The sequence below is a fragment of the Sphingopyxis sp. genome (assembly GCF_035250425.1).
In the GTDB taxonomy this organism is placed as follows: Bacteria; Pseudomonadota; Alphaproteobacteria; order Sphingomonadales; family Sphingomonadaceae; genus Sphingopyxis.
Window position 1 is genome coordinate 1 of sequence record NZ_DATFFD010000208.1, and the last position, 19,251, is coordinate 19,251.

The window sequence follows — 19,251 nt, forward strand, 5'->3', positions numbered from 1 at the left end:
ACGCCGACGGCATGCCCGACGCGGTGACGCTGTATGGCGGCGACACCGCCGATGCCGGAACCGCGGCGCGCCAGACCTTCCCGGTCGACGCCGAATCGATCGCAATGTTCACCGCAACCGGCCGCAGCGTTTCGAACACCAACATCTGGTCGGTCGAAACCACCGCCGCGGGCTTTACCTATGGGCTGAACCGCGAAGGGAGGCATTTCCGCGTCGCGTTCGATTATGCCAGACCCGTGACGCCGCCGCCGGCGCCGTGGGGCTGGTAAGGGGAACCCTTCCGCCCGTCATGCGCTAGCCCCGCACCGGACGGGAGAAAATATATGCGCAGCCAGACCCTTATGCTGATCCCGCTGCTCGCGCTCGGCGCGTGCAGCGAAAAGGCGCCCGACCCGCGCGGCGTCGAACATGACGAAACCCTGCTCTCGGTATCGGCGACCGGCCGATCCGAAACGCGGCCCGACGAGGCGCGCTTCACCGCCGGCGTGAGCACGATCGCGGCGTCGGCCGAAACCGCCACGCAGCGCAACAATGAAACGATGACCAAGGTGACCGAGGCGCTCAAAGCCTTTGGCGTCGCGGGCGAGGATTTGCAGACGCGCCAGCTGACGGTGAACCGGATCGACTGGGGCGCCAACAAGGGCAAGTTCGAGGCCGTCAATCAGGTCGAGGTGCGCGTGCGCGCGGTCGACAAGGCGGGCGAGGCGGTCGCCGCGACGACCGAGGCGGGTGCCAATGTCCTGTCGGGGCCGACGCTGCGCATCGCCGATCAGGAAGCCGCGACCAAATCGGCCTACGCCGCCGCCTATCGCGCCGCGCGCGCCCGCGCCGACGCCTACGCCGGCGCCGCGGGGCTCAAGATCGACCGCGTGCTGACGATCCGCGACGGCGGCGATAATGCGCCGCCGATGCCCTACGCTGCGGACGCCGCCAATTATGAGGTCGCGGTGCAATCGGCCGCGCCGCCGTTCAACCCGGGGGTCAGCGAATCGCAGGTTTCGGTGCGCGTCGATTTCGCGCTGTCGGAGAAATAGGGGCGCCGTCCCTAACACATGCCCGTCGCCCCCCGCGGAGGCGGGGGCCGTTGTCGACCTTGCACTACTTCTCTAGCGGCCGCGTTCAGAGGCGCGTGACTCTGAAACGCCCTCCGCGGGGGCGACGAGGACGACCAAAAGGCTTTGCGTCGCCGACTCGCCCCGCTTATCAGCGTCGTCGATGGCCGGCATTCGCGACACAGTGGGGAAAAACAGATCGCGCCTGCCGCACGTCAGCCGCCGTTCGCTGCTGGTCGGCGCGACGGCAGCGGGCGGGCTGGCGATCGCATGGAGCCTCTGGCCGCGCGATTACCAGCCGAACCTCACCGCCGCGCCCGACGAACATATCTTCAACGCCTTCCTCAAGATCGGCGACGACGGGCATATCAGCGCGATCGTGCCGCAATGCGAGATGGGTCAGGGCGTCACGACGCTGCTGCCACAGATCATGGCCGACGAACTCGGCGCCGACTGGCGCACGATCGCGGTCGAAACCGCGCCGATCAACCCGCTCTACACGAACACGCTGCTGGTCGACGAGGATAGCGCGGTCTTTACCCCGCGTGCCGGGGTTCCCGATTTCGTGTCCGACGTGCGCAGCTGGGCGCGCCGCGAATGGGCGGTGCGCCATGCGGTGATGCTGACCGCGAACAGTTCGTCGGTCCGCATGTTCGAGGCGCCGTGCCGCGCGGCGGCGGCGCAGGCGCGCGCGCTGCTGATGATGGCGGCGGCAAAGCGCTGGGACGCCGACTGGGAAGAATGCGACACGCAGGACGGCTTCGTCACCCATGGCAAGAAAAGGCTGCGCTTTGGCGATGTCGCGGCGGCCGCGGCGCTGCTCGAACCGCCCGCCGAGCCCGTCTATCGCGCGAGCAGTTCGGACCCGCTTTACGGCAAGGAGCTCACGCGGCTCGATCTGCCCGCCAAGATCGACGGGTCGGCCAATTATGCGGGCGACATCCGCCTGCCCGACATGGTGTTCGCGGCGATCCGGCAGGGTCCGCTCGGCGCGACACGGCTGAAGAGCATCGACCGTAAAAAGGGGCTCGCCTCGCCCGCCCTGCTGCATGTCGTCACGCACGAACGCTGGGTCGCGGCGGTCGCGCGCAACTGGTGGGCCGCGAACCGCGCGCTCGACTGTTTCGCCCCTGTGTTCGAGACCGAAGGCACGCCGATCTCGACCGACCGGATCGACAAGGCGCTGAAAGCGGCGCTGAAGGACGACGGCTATCGCATCGCGAGCGAAGGCGACGTCGCCGAGGCGATGGAGGGGCGGCCGAAAATCGCCGCCGAATATGCCGTCGCCCCCGCGCTCCACGCCGCCATCGAAACACGCACCGCGACCGCTGCGCCCGACGGCGGCGGGCTGCGCGTCTGGGTCGCGACGCAGGCCCCCACGCAGTGCCGCGATGCGATCGCGCGCGCGACCGGGCTGGCGCGCACCAATGTCACGCTGTTCCCGATGATGGCGGGGGGATCGTTCGACGCCTGCCTCGACCACAATGTCGCGGTGCAGGCGGCGATCGTCGCGCTCCAGATCAAGCGCCCGGTCCAGCTCGCCTGGTCGCGCGCCGAGGAGATTATGCGCCTGCCGCCGCGCGCGCCGACGCGCGCGAAGCTGACCGCCACGCTCAACGCCGCGGGCGGGATCGACGCGCTCGTCACGCGTATCGCCGTCCCCTCGACCAACCATGAATTTCGCGACCGGCTGTTCCATAACACACCGGCCGACATCGCGCAGCGCGGCGCGGCGGGCAGCCCCGATGCCGCCGCAGTCGAGGGCGCGGCGAGCGGCTATGCGATCCCGCATATGGCGGTCGATCATTGCCCCGCCGATATCGGCCTGCCGACGGGACGCTGGCGCGGCAACGCCGACAGCTACACCGCCTTTTTCACCGAATGTTTCGTCGACGAAATGGCGGCGCGCGCCGGAACCGACGCGCTTTCCTATCGCATGGCGATGCTCGGCAATGCGCCGCTGCTCGCGCGCTGCCTGCTCACCGCGACCAGCCTCGGCGGCTGGGAGGGCGGATTGTCGGGGACCGCGCAGGGGCTCGCGTGCCATGCAATGCGCGGCAGCCATATCGCGTTGATGGCGACCGCGCGGCAAAGCGAGCGCGGGCTGCAGGTCGAGCAATTGGTCGCGGTGGTCGATGCCGGTCGCCTCGTGAACCCGACGATTGCGCGGCAACAGATCGAGGGCGGGCTGATCTTCGGCCTCGCCGCCGCCGTGGGTGCCACGACTGATTATGAAGGCGGCGTCGCGACCGCGCGCAAGCTCGGCCAGCTCGGCCTGCCCGTCCTGTCGCAGACCCCGCAGATATTGGTCGAGTTCGTCGAGAGCGACCGCGAGCCCGGCGGGCTCGGCGAAATCGGCGTTCCCGTCGTCGCCCCCGCGATCGCCAATGCGATGTTCGCCGCGACCGGCCGCCGCATCCGCCGCCTGCCCCTTTCGGCGCATCCGCTGTGAGCGCGTCGCCGCAAATCGGCGTGCTGCTGGTCAACCTCGGCACGCCCGATGCCCCCGACGCGCGCTCGGTGCGGCGTTACCTTGCCGAATTCCTGTCCGACCGCCGCGTCGTCGAAATCCCGCCAATCCTGTGGCAGCCGATCCTGCGCGCGATCATCCTGACCACCCGGCCGAGGAAATCGGCGCATGCCTACGCCCAGGTGTGGACCGACGAAGGCTCGCCGCTCGCCGCGATCACGCGCCGTCAGGCGGAGGCCTTGCAGGCGGCGTTCGGCGACACGGTGCGGGTCGCCTGTGCGATGCGCTACGGCGAACCGGCGATCGGCGGAACGATCGATGCGCTGAAGGCGGCGGGATGCGAGCGTATTCTCGTCGCGCCGCTCTATCCCCAATATTGCGCCGCGACGACCGCAACCGTGGTCGATGCGGTGGGCCGGCATTTGCAGGCGCTGCGCTGGCAGCCCACGCTGCGCGTCCTTCCGCCCTATCATGACGACGCCGCTTATCTGGGCGCGCTGAAGATATCGATCGAGACGGCACTGGCCGCGCTCGACTTCACCCCCGACGTCCTGCTCGCGAGCTTTCACGGCATGCCCGAACGAACGCGGACGCTGGGCGACCCCTATCACGACCAGTGCCAGGCAACCGCCCGCCTGCTTTCGGACGCGCTCGGCAGATCCGTCGAAGTCAGCTTCCAGTCGCGGTTCGGGCGCGCCAAATGGCTCGAACCCGCGACCGACACGCGCCTCGAACAGCTCGGCCGCGAAGGCCGCAGCGTCGCGATCTTCGCGCCCGGTTTTGCGGCCGACTGTCTCGAAACGCTTGAGGAACTGGCGATTCGCGGCAAGCGGCAATATGCCGACGCGGGCGGCAAGGATTTCGCCTATCTCCCGTGCCTCAACGCCGATGCGCCCGGCGTGGCGATGCTCGAGACGCTGGCGCGCCGCGAACTCGCGGGCTGGCTCTGATCGCGGCCGCTTACCAACTGTTTAGGTCCATGCGCTAGATTGATCCGACACGGTGCGGAAAGGCCATTGAACCGCGCCATTTTGGAGATTCGCGATGAACGAGGTCGAATCGGCGGCACTGATGCTCGCCGGAATGACGCTGGCCCTTTTGGCGATCGTCTTCGCCATCTGGTGGGCGCGGCGACCGCGTACCGCACCCGCCGCGCCGCGCGCCCCGCGCGAGCCCCGCGAAATCCGCTTCCCGAAACTCGCGCGCAAAGCCGCACCCGAATTCGAGGAGGCCGAAATCTCCCCCTCGCGGCTCGCACGGATCAGCCGCAAGGCGCCGCCCGAAATGCCGGCCCAGGCCGAATATGAAAGCGCGCCCGAGCCCGCCGCCGTTGCAGAACCCGCGGAAGTTGCACTCGGGCCGGTGATTTCCGAGGTCGAGGAAGAAGCGCACCAGACCGAGAAGGCCGATGTCGAATCGGTCTCGCTTCGCCTCGTTCCCCAGATTCCGCCGCGCGACGCCATATCGACGAACAGCTGGCTCGGTGGCCGTCCGCGGCTTCCCGCGGGCATGGAATGGCCAAGGATCGACGATCAGCCGGCGGATTTTCTGGCGCAGATCGGCTGCGCCGACCTGCCGCAAGACCTGTGGGGCGGGCTGGGGCCGCGCGACGGCACGCTCGCATTCTTCATCCACCGCCGCAAACATGCGCTGCGCGTCCTGCATCTGCGCGATAACGGCGTGCCGGTTACGCCGCCCTTCACGCTCAACGATCCCGAAGGATGGTTCGGCCCGCACGGCGACCTCGCTTCGGGCGATCTCGGCTCCTTCGCCGTGCGCGCCTTCCCCGAATGGCCCGTCGATCTCGTCGCCATCCGCGCGGGCGATCCCGATCCGCGCGGCGAAGGCGGTCCGGACGAGCCCGGCGCCGCGCTCCATGATCGCGGCTACGACATCGCCGACCCCGCCTTCCATCCCTTCGACTGGGGCAGCATGACCGCGATGGTCGCCCTGCTCGAACAGCGGCTCGACCGGCTGATGACCGAAACGCCCGACGGAGCCGATGCCCAAGACCCCGGCGCAATGGAAGAATGCGCCGCGCTCAACCGCGAAGCCCGCGCGCGCGCCGAAGAGATTATCGCGATCGTCCGCGACGGCGCTGGGCGCGCCGATTTCTCGGCCAGCGACGCAACCGCGGTGATGGCTGCGCTGCACGCGATCCGCTGGGTCAAGGTGATCCGCTCGGCCGACCCCGAAACGGGCGCCGAACAGGTCGAGACGACCACCCTGCCGCTGACGACGCACCGCGCCGATGCGAATTTGTGGGTGCACGACTATCAGACGATCTTGTTCGATCGCGCCAAGCATGCCTGGTGCGCCAATCCCGACAATCTGTCGGCGTCGGCGCGCGCCCTTTTCGAGCCCTGGTGGCGCACGCTGGCCGAACGCGAGATGGCCGCGATGGGGCATGAGCCCTTTCGTCACGTCCCCGATTATGACGAGGAACGCGATGCGGTTTTGCTCGAACTGCCGACCAGCGGATTGATGAGCCGGCGCTTCGGCGACCGCGACAATCTGGTGGTGACGATCGACAAGGCCGACCTCGCGATCGGTGACTTTTCCAAACTGCGCGTACAGGTGAGCAGCTAGTCCCCACGCACCCCGAATAGCTTTGCATTGACGTTCCGGTAAACTTGCGGCGGCCGCCTGCGCGGCCTAGTCATGGGTCCATAAATCTGTGGGAGAGCTGGATTCATGGCACGGGTAGCAATCGTCACCGGCGGCAGCCGCGGCATCGGCGAGGCGATCAGCCTCAAGCTGAGAAACATGGGCGTCACCGTCGTCGCCAACTATGGCGGCAATGACGAAAAGGCGCGCGAATTCACCGACCGCACCGGCATCGCCGCGATGAAATGGGACGTAGGCGACCATCAGGCGTGCGTCGACGGCTGCATCCGCGTCACCGAGGAATTCGGCCCCGTCGATATCGTCGTCAACAATGCCGGCATCACCCGCGACGGCACCCTCGCCCGCATGAGCTATGCCGACTGGGACGATGTGATGCGCGTCAACCTCGGCGGCTGCTTCAACATGGCGAAGGCCTGCTTCCCCGGCATGGTCGAGCGCGGCTGGGGCCGCATCGTCAACATCGGGTCGATCAACGGCCAGGCCGGCCAATATGGCCAGGTCAACTACGCCGCCGCGAAATCGGGCATCCACGGTTTTACCAAGGCGCTGGCGCAGGAAGGCGCGAAGAAGGGCGTCACCGTGAACGCGATCGCGCCGGGCTATATCGACACCGACATGGTCGCCGCGGTCCCGCCGCAGGTGCTGGAAAAGATCGTCGCGAAGATCCCCGTCGGGCGCCTCGGCCAGGCCGATGAAATCGCGCGCGGCGTCGCGTTCCTGTGCAGCGAGAATGCGGGGTTCGTCACCGGGTCGACGATGTCGATCAATGGCGGGCAGCATATGTATTGAGCGCAAGGCGCTCGATCCTGAACAGAAGCGCGGGCGGTCCCGAAATCGGGTCCGCCCGCTCGATCACTCGATATAGCAGCCGGCCACGCGCCAGCTGCCACCTTCCCAGCTCAGAGAGACGGTTTCGATCGCTTCGGGCTTGTTCGCATAGCTGGTTTTGAACTTCACGACTTGATAGCCGGCCGGCGGCGCGGGGACATCATCTTCGCTGATCAGCTGACGCGACACGACCGCGCCGAGCGGCACCCGGCCCGACTCCGACACGTTGGTCCATATTTCAAGAGTGTTGAGCGACCGGAAGGCCTGGCTGGTTGCGTTCCAGCTGCCCGCCCAATCGCCGGCATCGACGAGCGCGAGCCACTGCCGCGCCGATTGGACCGCTGCGGATTCCGCAGCGGGGGCGGAAGTCGCTGCAGGCGGCGCCACGGCGGGCGCGCTTGCCGTCCCCGACAAGGACGAGAGAGCAAGAAAGGCAAGACTGAATGACATAAGAACACCTCCAACGATCCAACCGAAGCGGCTCGACGGGCCGAGAACTTCGGTTGGTGCCGAAATGTCTGTCATGCCGGCGGCCACCGCGACCCCCAAAGTCTTGTCCCCGAGAATTTCGGGGTTCCGGCCTTCTATCGCGCGCAGCTGCCGCGCCGCCTCGCGGCTGCTGGAAACCGCCATCTTGCCGCGCGCGTCGCGAAGTCGTTCGTTGATCGTGTGAATCGACAGCCCCAGATGCTGCGCCATGGATTTCGCGTCATAACCGTTGACCAGCAGACGCAGCGTTTCCTTTTCCTTCTCGGTGAGTGCCTGATACCCTCGTGTCATGGGTCCGCCTGTGTTAGCGCCGTGCCGGGTGGACGGTTTAAGGGTCGCCGGACCGGCGTTCCACCCCAAATAAATCGTATCGGGATGACGAACCTCCATGACTTCGCCCCTCCACCCCCCGGTGAAGCGCAGCGTGACCATCGCCGGTCACCCGACCTCGATCAGCCTCGAGCCAATGTTCTGGGACGCGCTCGAAGCCGAAGCCGCGCGGCAAGCCTTGCCCGTCAACGCGCTCGTCGCACGCATCGATGTCGAACGGATGGAAGCCGACGATCCGCCGAACCTGACCTCGGCGATCCGCCAGTGGCTGTGGCGGAGCCGGCCCGGTCAGATCGCGTCGTAGACCGCCGATCCGAACGCCGCCCCCTTGTCGGGCGCATGATGCAGGAACAGCGACGGTTCGATCAGTTCGAGTTCCATGATGTGCAGCGTGCCCGCGGCATCGCCGACCATGTCGACGCGCGCATAGACTGGCGCGGCGGGCGCGGCCGCCAGCGCCTGCGCGGCAAGAGCCTGCGCGGCGTCGCTCGCGTCCCACGGCTCTTCGCGCCCGCCGAACTGCTCCTGCACGCGAAAATCGCCCGAAGCCGGACGCTTGACGATCGCATGGCTGAACTTGCCGGCGAAGAAGAAGAGCGAAACTTCGCCTTCGGTCAGGATGCCGGCCATCAGCGGCTGGACCAGCCGCCGGGCGCCCAAAGCGTCGGCCGGAATCGGCGCGCCCGGCGCGATGCGATGCGTCCCGTCGGCGCCGCCCGAGATCGCCGGCTTGATCACGACCTCGTCGGTCGCGAGCTCGGCCATCGCCGCGGTCAGGCTCGCATCGTCGAGCGCATCGACCTCGACCGTCGGCACGACCGCGACGCCCTTTGCGCCGAGTTCGCCGAGATAGGCCTTGTCGCTGTTCCAGCGCAGCACCGGTACCGGATTGACTACCGGCAGGCGCGCCTCCTCCATCTGGTCGAGCAGCGCATACCAGCCAGCGACGTCGCGCTGATAGCCCCAGGCGAAGAGCGGCAGAACAAGATCATAACCCGCGAGGTCGCCGGGATCGGTCCACACGCGCTGCTCGACGATCAGCCCGGCCGCGGTCAGCGCCGCCGCCTTGCGGGCAAAGGCGGGCTGCCACTTTTCGTAATAGTCGGGCGCCGGGACGAGGATCGCGACGCGGGGCTGGAATGGCATGGAGGCTCCATCAATAAATAGGGACTGTCCCTATTTATTGCCCGCGACGTTGGTCACCGTCCCAGCAACCCGCGCGCCTGCCCCGCGATGTGCGACAGCATCGCACCGTTCGGGGTCGGGATCATCCGCGCGCGGTCGACCGTCGCGCGGAACTGTTCGACGCGCGGCGCATGATCGGCGAGCCATTTGGTTACCGCCACGTCGAGGTCGCCTTTCGGCAGCCCCGCGAGGAAGGTCAGCCGCATCTGCTGAAAATCGCGCGCGAGGCTGTTGACGAGCAGGCGTTCCCACGGATCGGCGGGGCTCATATGCGCCGCCAGCGTCTGCGCCCAGTCGAGCCCCAAGGCTTCGCCCAGATGGGTGAAGGCGCTGGTCACCGCGACCTCGTCGTCGCCGCGCCGTTCGGCAAGGTCGACGATGCCGATCGCGCCGTCGGTCTTGAACAGCCGCACGACCGACGCGGTCAGCGCCTCGGGCGCGCCCGCGTCGAGCAATTGCTGGGTCAGCATGTCCCACTGGTGCTTGACCGACGGGCTGAGCAGCGCGTCGACGCTCGCGTTGAGGCGATCGACGCCGGGTTCGAGCCGCGCGACGACCGGGCCGGGCTGCGACAATGTCTGCGTCACGCGCAAGAGGTCGGCCATTTGCGAGGTCATCGCCGACGCCGCCTGCGCGAACAGCGACAGGCGGATACTCTCGTCGATCTTTGCCGTGTCGAGCGCGTCCCAGATCGCGGGCATGTCGAGCAGGCGCTCGACCGCGACGAACGCCGCGGCGATGTCGCCGAGCGCGCAGCCTTCCTCTTCGACGAGTTCGAAGGGATGGACGATGCCCATGCGGTTGATGATGCGGTTCGCGATCTTCGTCGCGATGATTTCGCGGCGCAGCTGGTGATCGGCGATCGCCTGCGCAAAATCGCGCTGCATCTCGTCGGGGAAGGCGGCGGCGAGGTCGCTGCCCAGCGCCGGATCGTTCGGCAGGTCGCTATGCTCGATCGCATCCTGCAGCGCGAGCTTCGAAGTCGACAGCAGCACCGCGAGTTCGGGGCGCGTCAGCCCGCGCCCTTCGGCGGCGCGGCGGAGCAGCTCGTCGTTCGCGGCGAGCCCTTCGACCTTGCGGTCGAGCCGGCCCGATGCCTCGAACGTCTCCATGATCCGGACGAGCGACGGCACCGCCGCCGATCCGCCCTTTTCGGCGATCGACAGCGCGAGCGCCTGCAGCCGGTTGTCCTCAAGCACCAGTTCCGAGACATTGTCGGTCATGCGCACGAGCAGCGCGTCGCGGTCGTCCTGGCTGAGACGCCCTTCGGCCATCTCGCGGTTCAATGCGATCTTGATATTGACCTCATTATCCGAGCAGTCGACGCCCGCGCTATTGTCGATGAAGTCGGTATTGATCCGCCCGCCCTTCGCCGAGAAAGCGATGCGCGCCGCCTGCGTCGTGCCGAGGTTCGCGCCCTCGCCGATCGCCTTGACGCGCAGATCCTCGGCATCGACGCGCAGCGCGTCGTTCGCGGGATCGCCGACCTCGGCATTATTCTGGCTCGCGGCCTTCACATAGGTGCCGATGCCGCCGAACCACAGCAGGTCGACGGGCGCCTTCAGGATCGCCGAGATCAGCGAGCCGGGGTCGATTTCGGACACCGACAGGCCGAGCAGCGCCTGCACTTCGGGGCTGAGCGGGATGCTCTTCTGGCTGCGCGGGAAGATGCCGCCGCCCTTCGAGATCAGCTTGGCGTTATAATCGGCCCAGGATGAGCGCGGCAGGCCAAACATCCGCTCGCGTTCCTTCCAGCTCTTCGCCGGATCGGGATTGGGGTCGAGGAAGATGTGGCGATGGTCGAACGCGGCGGTCAGCTGGATCGCCTTCGACAGCAGCATGCCGTTGCCGAACACGTCGCCCGACATGTCGCCGCAGCCGGCGACGCGGATCGTGTCGGTCTGCACGTCGACGCCCATTTCGGCGAAGTGGCGCTGGACCGACAGCCACGCGCCCTTGGCGGTGATGCCCATCGCCTTGTGGTCGTAGCCCTTCGACCCGCCGCTCGCGAACGCGTCGCCGAGCCAGAAGTCGCGCTCCATCGCGAGCGCATTGGCGACGTCGGAGAAGGTCGCGGTGCCCTTGTCGGCGGCGACGACGAAATAGGGATCGTCGCCGTCGAGAATTGCCACGCCCTTGGGATGCACGACCTTGCCACCGACCAGATTGTCGGTGATCGACAATAGCGAGCGGATGAAGATGCGATAACATTCGGTGCCCTCGGCGAACCAGGCATCGCGGTCGAGCGACACGTCGGGCAGCGCCTTGGGATAGAAACCGCCCTTCGCGCCGGTCGGCACGATGACGGCGTTCTTGACGCGCTGCGCCTTCATCAGCCCGAGGATTTCGGTGCGGAAGTCGTCGCGGCGGTCGGACCAGCGGAGGCCGCCGCGTGCGACCGGACCGGCGCGCAGGTGAATGCCCTCGACGCGCGGCGAATAGACCCACACTTCGCGCCACGGCAGCGGCTTGGGCAGGCCGGGAACCTGCGCGCTGTCGATCTTGAACGCGAGCGCTTCTTCGGCGGCGGGCGCGAAGGCGTTGGTGCGCAGCGTCGCGCTGATCACCGCATGGAAGAGGCGGAGGATGCGATCCTCGTCGATCGACTTGATGTCGGCAAAGCCCGCCATGATGTCGGCTTCGAGTGCCTCGGCGCGCTTCGCATCGCGCGCCTTGGGATCGTGGAGCGCCGCGAAACGCTCGATCAAGGCGGCGGTCAGCGCGGGCGCATGGCGCAGCGCGCTGACCACGGTGTCCATGCCATAAGCCGAGCCGCCCTGACGCAGATAGCGGAACCAGGCGCGCAGCCACACGATCGCGCGCGGATCGGTCTGGTTGGTGAGCACCAGCTCGTTGAACGCGTCATTTTCGGCGCGGCCGCCCAGCACCGCCGCGATCGCGCCCTCGAGCACTTCGGCATAGGGAAGCAGCGCGAGCTCGTCGACATTGGCGGGCAGCCGCAGCGTGAAATCGTGGATCACGATCGGCTGCTCGTCTTCGCCCTCGGCGCCGGGCGCGCGGCTCTGCAGCGCGGTCGGGATTTCCTCGAGCACCTCGAAGCCGAAATGTTCGAGCGCGGGGACGACCGCGGACAGCGCGAGCGGGCCGGCCGCGCTATAGACCTTCAGCCGCAGCCGGTCGTCGCCGTCGAGGCTCTTGCGCGCGAGGCGGACGCTGCGCGGGTTGGCCGCGTCGAGATCGCGCAGGCGCAGGATATCGCGCGCGGCTTCTTCGGGATTATAGAGGTTGCGGTAATTGGGCGGGAACATCGGCGCGAAACGCGAAGCAAGCGCCGCCGCGCGTCCCGGGTCGCCGCGCTTCGCCAGCGCCGCCTCGACCTCGGGCTGCCAGCCGCGCACCATCTGTTCGAGCTGGGCATTCAGCGCCCTGGTATCGGGAACGACCCCGCCGCTGCGCAGGTCGAGCGTGTAGCGCAGGAGCGCCGCGCCGCCGTCTTCGAGCACCATCGTCCAGCCGATGACGCCGGCCTTCGCCTCGCGCACCAGCAGCGATTCGACCGCGAGGCGGCGGCCGGTCGACACCTCGTCGCGCGGCAACCAGACGAAGGCGAACAGGTGGCGGCCAAGCGCGCTCTGCACCGTCACCACCTTTGGCCGCGGCCGGTCGGTGATCGACATCGAGGTCAGCACCAGCTCTTCGAGCGCGGCGGCGTCGAACGCGATCAGCAGGTCGTGCGGCAGCGCGGTCAGCGCATGCGCGAGCGCCTTGCCCGCGTGACCCGTGGGGTCGAAGCCGAACTTCGCCATCAACGCTTCGAGCTGCGCGCGCAGCACCGGCACCTTCGCCGGCGGCGCCGACAGCGCGGCGCTGGTCCACAGGCCCGCGTGGATCGACAGGCGTTCGACCTTCTTGCCCTTCACTTCGGGCACGATGACGAGGTCGAGCAGCACGCGGCGATGCACCGCCGACAAACGGTTCGACTTGATCAACAGGGGTGCGGTGCCGCCTTGGTCGAACCAAGCGAAGGCCGCATCAAGCGCAGCCGGTGAAAGCAGCTGGCTTTCGCCGCTCTCGCTAATCCCCAGCGAGTCCTGAACCTTGCCATCGCGCGTGCGCCATTCATGGCCAAGCTGGGTCATCGCCCCGCCCTCGAACCAGCGCAGCAGCTCGGCCGCTTCGCCCTCGACGCGCATCGCGGCGTCGGCAAGCATCGCGGCGCGCATCGCACGCCAGTCGCGCACTGCGGCGCGGACGTCGCGCAGCGCGGCTTCGAGCCCGTCGAGCAGGCGCCGACGCGCACGCGCGTCGCCGCGCTCAAGCTCGATATAGATGACCGACTCGCGGGTTCCGCCCTCGCCCGCTTCCTGCAAATGCCCCTTGGCGTCGCGCTTCACGGTGACGACGGGGTGCAGGATGCGGTGGACGGCGAGCCCCTGCGCGGCAACCGCCTGCGAGGTCGAATCGACGAGGAAGGGCATGTCGTCGTTGATGATGACCAGCCGCATGCGGCGGTCGGTGCCGTCGGCGGCCATCGGTTCGAGCAGCAGCGACGGGGTCGCCTCGGCGCGATCGAGCGCGGCGCGCGCGGCGAACTGGCTGGCGTCGGCGAGCGCCGTCTTGTCCATGTCGTCGCCCTCGCCCGGCAGCGCGCTGCCACGCAGCGCCGCCAGATAGGCGGAGGCGATTTTCGAAGGAATTTTGGCGGTGGAGGTGGTGTCCGTTTCCGGCGTGTCGGACAAATTCTGAGACATAAAGTGCAGCATCCCGAACCAAAGAGGGGGATCCCAGCCGACGATCGGCGGGGGCCCGTTCGCTGCCGCCCCCTATGCGCCCGCGCGGCGCGCGGCTCAAGACCTCGTTCGCGCGCTCACGTTAAATAATTTCAATTTTCGGATTGTCTGTTGCGTGACGCAAAAATCCTCCCTGTCGCGAAGCGATGGGGAGGGGGGACCGTTCGCGAAGCGAATGGTGGAGGGGTCGGCGTCATAGTCCCTCCGTCAGCGGCTGCGCCGCTGCGATCTCCCCATGGCTGCGCAACAGGGAGGATCAAAATTCAGGAGGTGATCGCGACCGCCTTCTTCGCCAGCTTCGCCACCAGTGCCGGATCGTCGGCCGCCTTGGCGACGATACCGATGTGCCCGCCCGGCATCGCGCGCGCGATCAGCACGACGAATTCGGCGCCGCCGGCGTCGTGCTCGAGGATGAGCGCCGGATGCGCGCGGCGCAAGGCGTCGAGCGTCTCGTCGGGACGTTCGATGGCGTCGGCCGGCTTGCGGCGCGCGCGCACGTCCTTGACCAGCCCCTTGAGCCCGCCCGGATAGCGGTCGAGATAGGCGCTGAGTTCGCCGCGGCCGACACCTTCATCCTTGGCGTGACCGAGCACGCAGGCATATTCGGCAAGCCGCGTCTTGTCATAGGTCGCGCCGAAAACCAGCTTCACGACCGGGGTCATCGGGGCGCGATCCTGCATCGCCAACCCCGCGTCGTCGAGCAGCGCCGCAAATTCTTCGGGCTGGGTTTCGGCGGCTAGCGCGAAATCCCACGCCTTGCCAACCGCCTGATAGAGCGCACCGCGACTCCGGCTGTCCGCGGCGATCGCGCGTTCGGCGGTTTCGCGCGCAAGCGCCAGCCAGTCGGCGAGTTCGGCGTCCTGCCCCGGATCGGCCGGCACCTCGTCCTCGTCCCCATCGTCTTCGTCCGCGCCGACCTCGGCATCCAGCAGGAGCTCCTCATCCTTGCCCAGCGCGGCGAAACCGGGGGTGGCATCGACCACGACATCGTCGCCCAGATGCCCCGAGTCGGGGCCATCGGCCCACACGGGCACCGGCGCGGTCAACGGCGGCGCGCTGCGCAGCGCCTGTTCAACCGACAGCTGCAATTCCTCGGCCTGGTCGGCGGGAACGGCTTCCTTCCAGTTGATCACGCCCATGATGAAATCGATCGTGTCGTCGTCGGACGAAAAGGGCAGCAAGATGCCGCGGTACATGATCGTCGTGCCGCGATCGTTGACGAACTCGGCCTCGAAGCCGATCGGGGCGCGGTTGGCGATGATCTGGAGATAATGGTCGGTGAGGCGCGATAGCAGTGAGCGGCCCGGAATCTGGCTGATATAATGGACGTCCTCGTCGATCTGCGATTCTTCGCGCAGCGTGTCGCCGAGGAAGGCGAGGCCGGGGTTTTCGACTCCGGCGGTAAAGTCGAGCAATACCGAGTGCGAACCGAAATCGGCGCCATCGAGATCGAGGTCCTCGACCGACGGATAGGCGCGGTCGGCGAGCAGCGAAGCCCAGTAATTATAGGCCCGCACCTGCATCCGCCGTTCGTCGACGCCGACGGACGCGGGCGCATCGATCGCCCCATCTTCCTGGTCGTGGCTGCCCGAAAGCAGTCCGCGCATGCTGTCCATCATTTGTCCCCAGTCGCAAACATCGGTAAATCTTATGCACCGGGACTGGTAAAAGCGGCGTAAACGATGGTGAGGACGCGGCGGCGGGCTTGGCCAGCGCGATGGGGTCGAGTCCTACTTCGTCATCCCGGCGCGGCCGCGATCTCCTTCGCCGGGATGACGATATAATATGAAGGGTTAAGCTAGCTCGACCAGCCGCCCGCGAGCGCGCGGAACAGCGCGATCTGGCGCCGCGAAATCTGCCCGTCCTGCGCGGCGAGCACCGCTTCGGTCTCGGCGAACGTCCGTTCGGCGTCGAGCCATTCGAGCGAGTCGGACGCGCCTTCCTGCCGCTTCGCGCGCACGATCCGCGCCGCGCGTTCGGCCTGGTCGCGCGCGGCGCGCAATGCCTGCCGTTGCTCGAGCGACCGCGCATAGGACGACAGCGCCGTCTCGGTTTCCTCGAGCGCGCGCAGCACCGTGCCGTCGAATTCGGCGAGCGACGCCTGCGTATCCGCCTCGGCCGCGGCAATCCGCGCCCGCGCGGGTTCCTGATTGGGGAAGGCCCAGTTGAGCAAAGGCCCGAGCAGCCAGCGGAGCGGGCCACCGCCGAACACATCGCCAAAGCCCGAACCGGTCGACCCGGCCGAACCGCCGAGGGTGATGCGCGGATAGAGGTCCGCCGTCGCGACGCCGATGCGCGCGGTATCGGCGGCGAGGCGGCGCTCGGCGGCGCGAATGTCGGGACGGCGCTTCAGGAGCGCCGCCCCATCACCGACTGGGATCGGGTCGGTGATCTCGAGGCTGATGTTGCGGTCGCCGGCGATGGCGGGCAACGCGGCGGGGGCACGACCGGTCAGAGTCGCGAGGCGAAACAAGGCCGCCTGCCGTTCAGCTTCGATGGAAGGGATGTCGGCCGAACGCTGGTCGCGCAGCGTCGTGATGCGCGCGAGGTCGAGCCCCGTCGCCATCCCGACTTCCTTGCGGCGTTCGGTAAGTTTCACCTGCTGGTCGAGCAGGCCGACGATGCGCCGCGCGACGTCGAGCCGCGCCGCGCCCGAGGCGGCGTCGGCATAGGCCTGCGTCGTGTCGGCCGCGACGATCACGCGCACCGCGTCGGCATTGGCTTCGGCGGCGGCGGTGTCGCCGCGCGCGGCCTCGATCGAGCGGCTGACGCGGCCGAACAGGTCGACCTCGTACGAGACGTTCAGACCCACATCGACCGCCCAATCCTCGCGGTCGGCGCCGGGCAGGCGCTGGCCTTCGGGGCTGCGGCCGTAATTGGCGCCGGCGCCGATCTCGCCCTGCGGCAACCGGTCCGCCTGGGCGCCGCGCAAGGATGCACGGGCGCGGGCGATGTTCGCGACCGCGACGCGGACGTCGGTGTTGGCGGCAAGCGCATCGCCGACGAGCCCGTCGAGGACGGGATCGTCATAGAGGCGCCACCAGTCGGCGGCGACCGGCGCGAGCGACACCGCGGGGCTGTTCGCCGAAATGAACGGCCCGGTGGCGACCGGCGCCGACGCCGATTTGGGCTCGGCATAATTGGGACCGACCGCGCACGCGGCGAGCGCCAGCGCCGAGACGGCGGTGAGGATATTGCGGAGGATCATGATGTTATTCCTTATTCCGCCGGAACCGGCAGCGCCGTCCCGTGGTCGTCCGACCCGCGCCGCGCGCGCCGCTCGGCCGACCACTGGCTGAGCGAACGTGCGACGACGTAGAAGGTCGGGGTGAAGATGAGGCCGAACGCCGTCACGCCGAGCATGCCGAAGAAGACCGCGGTGCCGAGCGCCTGGCGCAGCTCCGCCCCCGCTCCGCTCGCGATCAGCAACGGCACGGCGCCGAGGATGAAGGCGAAGCTGGTCATCAGGATCGGCCGCAGACGGTCGCGCGCGGCGCGCACCGCGGCGTCGATCGGCGACAGCCCATCTTCTTCTTCGGCCTGCTTGGCGAATTCGACGATCAGGATCGCATTCTTCGCCGCAAGCGCGATAAGCACGACAAGCCCGATCTGCGTCAGCACATTATTGTCCATGCCGCGCAGATTCACGCCGACCATCGCCGCGAGCAGACACATCGGGACGATGAAGATGATCGCCAAGGGCAGCATCAGGCTTTCATATTGGGCCGCGAGCACGAGGAAGACGAAGACCACCGCGAGCGCGAAGACGATCCCCGCGGTGTTCGCCGCCGCCTTTTGCTGGAAGGCGATGCCCGTCCATTCGGTGCCATAGCCGGCCGGAAGCGAGTCCGAAGCGAGCTTTTCCATCGTCGTCAGCGATGCGCCCGACGACGATCCGGGGGCGGTGTCGCCGTCGATCTCGACCGCGGGGAAGAGGTTGTAGCGCGTGACGCGGTACGGCCCCGTGCGATCCTCGAAGTTCGCGACCGACCCGATCGGCACCATCGCGCCCGAGTCCGATCGCGTCCTGAGGTTCGCGATGTCGGCGACGGTCTGACGATAGGGTGCGTCGGCCTGCGCGGTGACGCGATAGGTGCGGCCGAGCAGGTTGAAGTCGTTGACGAACGCCGAGCCGAGATAGACCTGCAACGCTTCGAACACGCGTTCGGGCGGCACGCCGAGCATATTCGCCTTCGCCCGGTCGATATCGGCATAGACGCGCGGGTTCGACGGATCGAAGAAAGTGAAGACGTTCGCGAGCCCCGGGGTCTGGTTCGCCTTGCCGATCAGATTGTTCGTCTCGTTCGCGAGCGCGGCATAGCCGTTCCCGCCGCGATCCTGCACGATCATGCGGTAGCCGCCCGCCGAGCCGATCCCCTGGATCAGCGGCGGCGGGATGATCACGATCTGCGCCTCGGTGATATCCGCCGTGTTGGCGCGCGCCTGGTTCATGATGTCCTCGAAATTGACGCCGAGCTTCCCGCGCTCTTCGAACGACTTGAGCGGGAAATAGGCGGCGGCCGAGTTCGGCGCGAGCGTCTGCGACGGACCATCGAAGCCCGCGAGCATCACCGAGCCGAGGACGCCCTCGATCGGCAGCACGCGGCCAGCGACCTTCTTCAGCACCGCATCGGTGCGTTCGACCGACGCGCCCGAAGGCAGCTTGGCGACGACGAGGAAATAGCCCTGATCCTGCGCCGGGATGAAGCCGGTCGGCGTCGCCCAGAACAGGCCCGCGGTCGCGGCGATGAGGCCCGCATAGGTGACCATCATCTTCTTCGGCGCGCGCACCAGCCGGTCGGTGAGCCGCGCATAGCCGTTGCTGAGCTTCTCGAAGCCCTCGTTGAAGCGTTCGCCGGCGCGGTGGATACGCGCCATCAGCCATCCGTCGGCCTGCGCGGGGGCATGCGGTTTGAGCAGGATCGCGGCGAGCGCGGGCGACAGGGTGAGCGAGAGCACCAGCGAGATGATCGTCGCGGTCGAGATGGTGACCGCGAACTGCTGATAGAAAGCGCCCGACAGGCCGGTGAGGAACAATGTCGGCACGAACACCGCGCAGAGCACGAGCACGATGGCAACCAGCGCGCCCGACACTTCGTCCATCGACGTGCGCGCAGCCTCGAGCGAGGAAAGCCCGCGTTCGAGATTGCGCTCGACATTTTCGACGACGACGATCGCGTCGTCGACGACGATGCCGATCGCGAGCACCAGCCCGAACAGCGACAGGTTGTTGAGGCTGTATCCGAACGCCGCGAGCACCACGAAGGTCCCGATCAGCGATACCGGAATCGCGAGCACCGGGATGATCGCCGCGCGCCATTTCTGCAGGAAAACGAGGATGACGATGACGACGAGAATCACGGCTTCGAACAGCGTTTCCATCACCGCGTCGATCGACTGGGCGATGAATTCGGTGGGGTTATAGATGACGCGATATTCGAGGCCCTTGGGGAAGCTTTTCGATGCCGCCGCCATTTCGGCCTCGACCGCCTGCGCCGCGGCGAGTGCGTTCGAACCC

General features: G+C 67.7%; 12 protein-coding genes and 1 pseudogene. 7 read left to right on the top strand and 6 right to left on the bottom strand.

Annotated elements, in window-relative coordinates:
* The 6 genes and pseudogenes from VJ811_RS12200 to phbB form a co-directional block, all read left to right on the top strand.
* Positions 1-269, top strand: a pseudogene (locus VJ811_RS12200) (hypothetical protein); the annotation flags it as partial.
* Between the two features lie 54 nt (positions 270-323).
* Positions 324-1,034: an SIMPL domain-containing protein gene (locus VJ811_RS12205; RefSeq protein WP_324072679.1), complete on the top strand. Its 711-nt coding sequence runs from the start codon at positions 324-326 to the stop codon at positions 1,032-1,034.
* Between the two features lie 181 nt (positions 1,035-1,215).
* Positions 1,216-3,504 carry a xanthine dehydrogenase family protein molybdopterin-binding subunit gene (locus tag VJ811_RS12210; protein WP_324072681.1) on the top strand — a complete coding sequence of 763 codons (2,289 nt, stop codon included), beginning with the start codon at positions 1,216-1,218 and terminating at the stop codon, positions 3,502-3,504.
* Positions 3,501-4,472, top strand: coding sequence for a ferrochelatase (hemH, locus tag VJ811_RS12215; protein WP_324072682.1), 972 nt, complete (start codon positions 3,501-3,503; stop codon positions 4,470-4,472). Before VJ811_RS12210 ends, hemH begins: the two co-directional genes overlap by 4 nt.
* A 94-nt stretch (positions 4,473-4,566) precedes the next feature.
* Positions 4,567-6,111 carry a DUF1963 domain-containing protein gene (locus VJ811_RS12220; protein WP_324072684.1) on the top strand — a complete coding sequence of 515 codons (1,545 nt, stop codon included), beginning with the start codon at positions 4,567-4,569 and terminating at the stop codon, positions 6,109-6,111.
* 105 nt (positions 6,112-6,216) lie between these two features.
* On the top strand, positions 6,217-6,939 hold the full coding sequence (gene phbB, locus VJ811_RS12225; RefSeq protein ID WP_324072686.1) for an acetoacetyl-CoA reductase: 723 nt from the start codon (positions 6,217-6,219) through the stop codon (positions 6,937-6,939).
* 63 nt (positions 6,940-7,002) lie between these two features.
* Here the strand turns inward: phbB and VJ811_RS12230 are convergent, their stop codons facing one another.
* Entirely contained in the window at positions 7,003-7,899 is an 897-nt protein-coding gene (locus tag VJ811_RS12230) for a helix-turn-helix domain-containing protein (RefSeq protein ID WP_324072688.1), read from the bottom strand.
* Between VJ811_RS12230 and VJ811_RS12235 the strand changes: the two genes are divergently transcribed.
* Positions 7,856-8,101 carry a ribbon-helix-helix domain-containing protein gene (locus VJ811_RS12235; RefSeq protein ID WP_324072690.1) on the top strand — a complete coding sequence of 82 codons (246 nt, stop codon included), beginning with the start codon at positions 7,856-7,858 and terminating at the stop codon, positions 8,099-8,101. The two genes, VJ811_RS12230 and VJ811_RS12235, sit on opposite strands and share 44 nt — an antisense overlap.
* Here the strand turns inward: VJ811_RS12235 and VJ811_RS12240 are convergent.
* The 5 genes from VJ811_RS12240 to VJ811_RS12260 all read right to left on the bottom strand — a co-directional run.
* Positions 8,086-8,943, bottom strand: coding sequence for a hypothetical protein (locus VJ811_RS12240; RefSeq protein ID WP_324072691.1), 858 nt, complete (start codon positions 8,941-8,943; stop codon positions 8,086-8,088). The genes VJ811_RS12235 and VJ811_RS12240 overlap by 16 nt on opposite strands.
* Before the next feature lie 53 nt (positions 8,944-8,996).
* On the bottom strand, positions 8,997-13,694 hold the full coding sequence (locus VJ811_RS12245) for an NAD-glutamate dehydrogenase (RefSeq protein WP_324072693.1): 4,698 nt from the start codon (positions 13,692-13,694) through the stop codon (positions 8,997-8,999).
* Positions 13,695-13,996: 302 nt separating this feature from the next.
* A complete protein-coding gene (locus tag VJ811_RS12250) occupies positions 13,997-15,349 on the bottom strand; it encodes a hypothetical protein (protein ID WP_414711944.1) in 1,353 nt (450 codons plus the stop codon).
* A 182-nt stretch (positions 15,350-15,531) separates the two neighbouring features.
* On the bottom strand, positions 15,532-16,941 hold the full coding sequence (locus VJ811_RS12255) for an efflux transporter outer membrane subunit (RefSeq protein ID WP_324072697.1): 1,410 nt from the start codon (positions 16,939-16,941) through the stop codon (positions 15,532-15,534).
* 11 nt (positions 16,942-16,952) lie between these two features.
* A partial coding sequence (locus VJ811_RS12260) for an efflux RND transporter permease subunit (RefSeq protein WP_324072699.1) occupies positions 16,953-19,251 on the bottom strand: 2,299 nt, incomplete at its 5' end.

Excerpts from the sequence above, each read along its gene's own strand:
- VJ811_RS12210 (WP_324072681.1), top strand. The coding sequence starts at position 1,216 with ATGGCCGGCATTCGCGACACAGTGGGGAAAAACAGATCGCGCCTGCCG.
- VJ811_RS12255 (WP_324072697.1), bottom strand. The coding sequence starts at position 16,941 with ATGATCCTCCGCAATATCCTCACCGCCGTCTCGGCGCTGGCGCTCGCC.
- VJ811_RS12220 (WP_324072684.1), top strand. The coding sequence starts at position 4,567 with ATGAACGAGGTCGAATCGGCGGCACTGATGCTCGCCGGAATGACGCTG.
- VJ811_RS12235 (WP_324072690.1), top strand. The coding sequence starts at position 7,856 with ATGACTTCGCCCCTCCACCCCCCGGTGAAGCGCAGCGTGACCATCGCC.
- phbB (WP_324072686.1), top strand. The coding sequence starts at position 6,217 with ATGGCACGGGTAGCAATCGTCACCGGCGGCAGCCGCGGCATCGGCGAG.
- VJ811_RS12240 (WP_324072691.1), bottom strand. The coding sequence starts at position 8,943 with ATGCCATTCCAGCCCCGCGTCGCGATCCTCGTCCCGGCGCCCGACTAT.
- VJ811_RS12230 (WP_324072688.1), bottom strand. The coding sequence starts at position 7,899 with ATGGTCACGCTGCGCTTCACCGGGGGGTGGAGGGGCGAAGTCATGGAG.
- VJ811_RS12250 (WP_414711944.1), bottom strand. The coding sequence starts at position 15,349 with ATGGACAGCATGCGCGGACTGCTTTCGGGCAGCCACGACCAGGAAGAT.
- VJ811_RS12245 (WP_324072693.1), bottom strand. The coding sequence starts at position 13,694 with ATGTCTCAGAATTTGTCCGACACGCCGGAAACGGACACCACCTCCACC.
- VJ811_RS12205 (WP_324072679.1), top strand. The coding sequence starts at position 324 with ATGCGCAGCCAGACCCTTATGCTGATCCCGCTGCTCGCGCTCGGCGCG.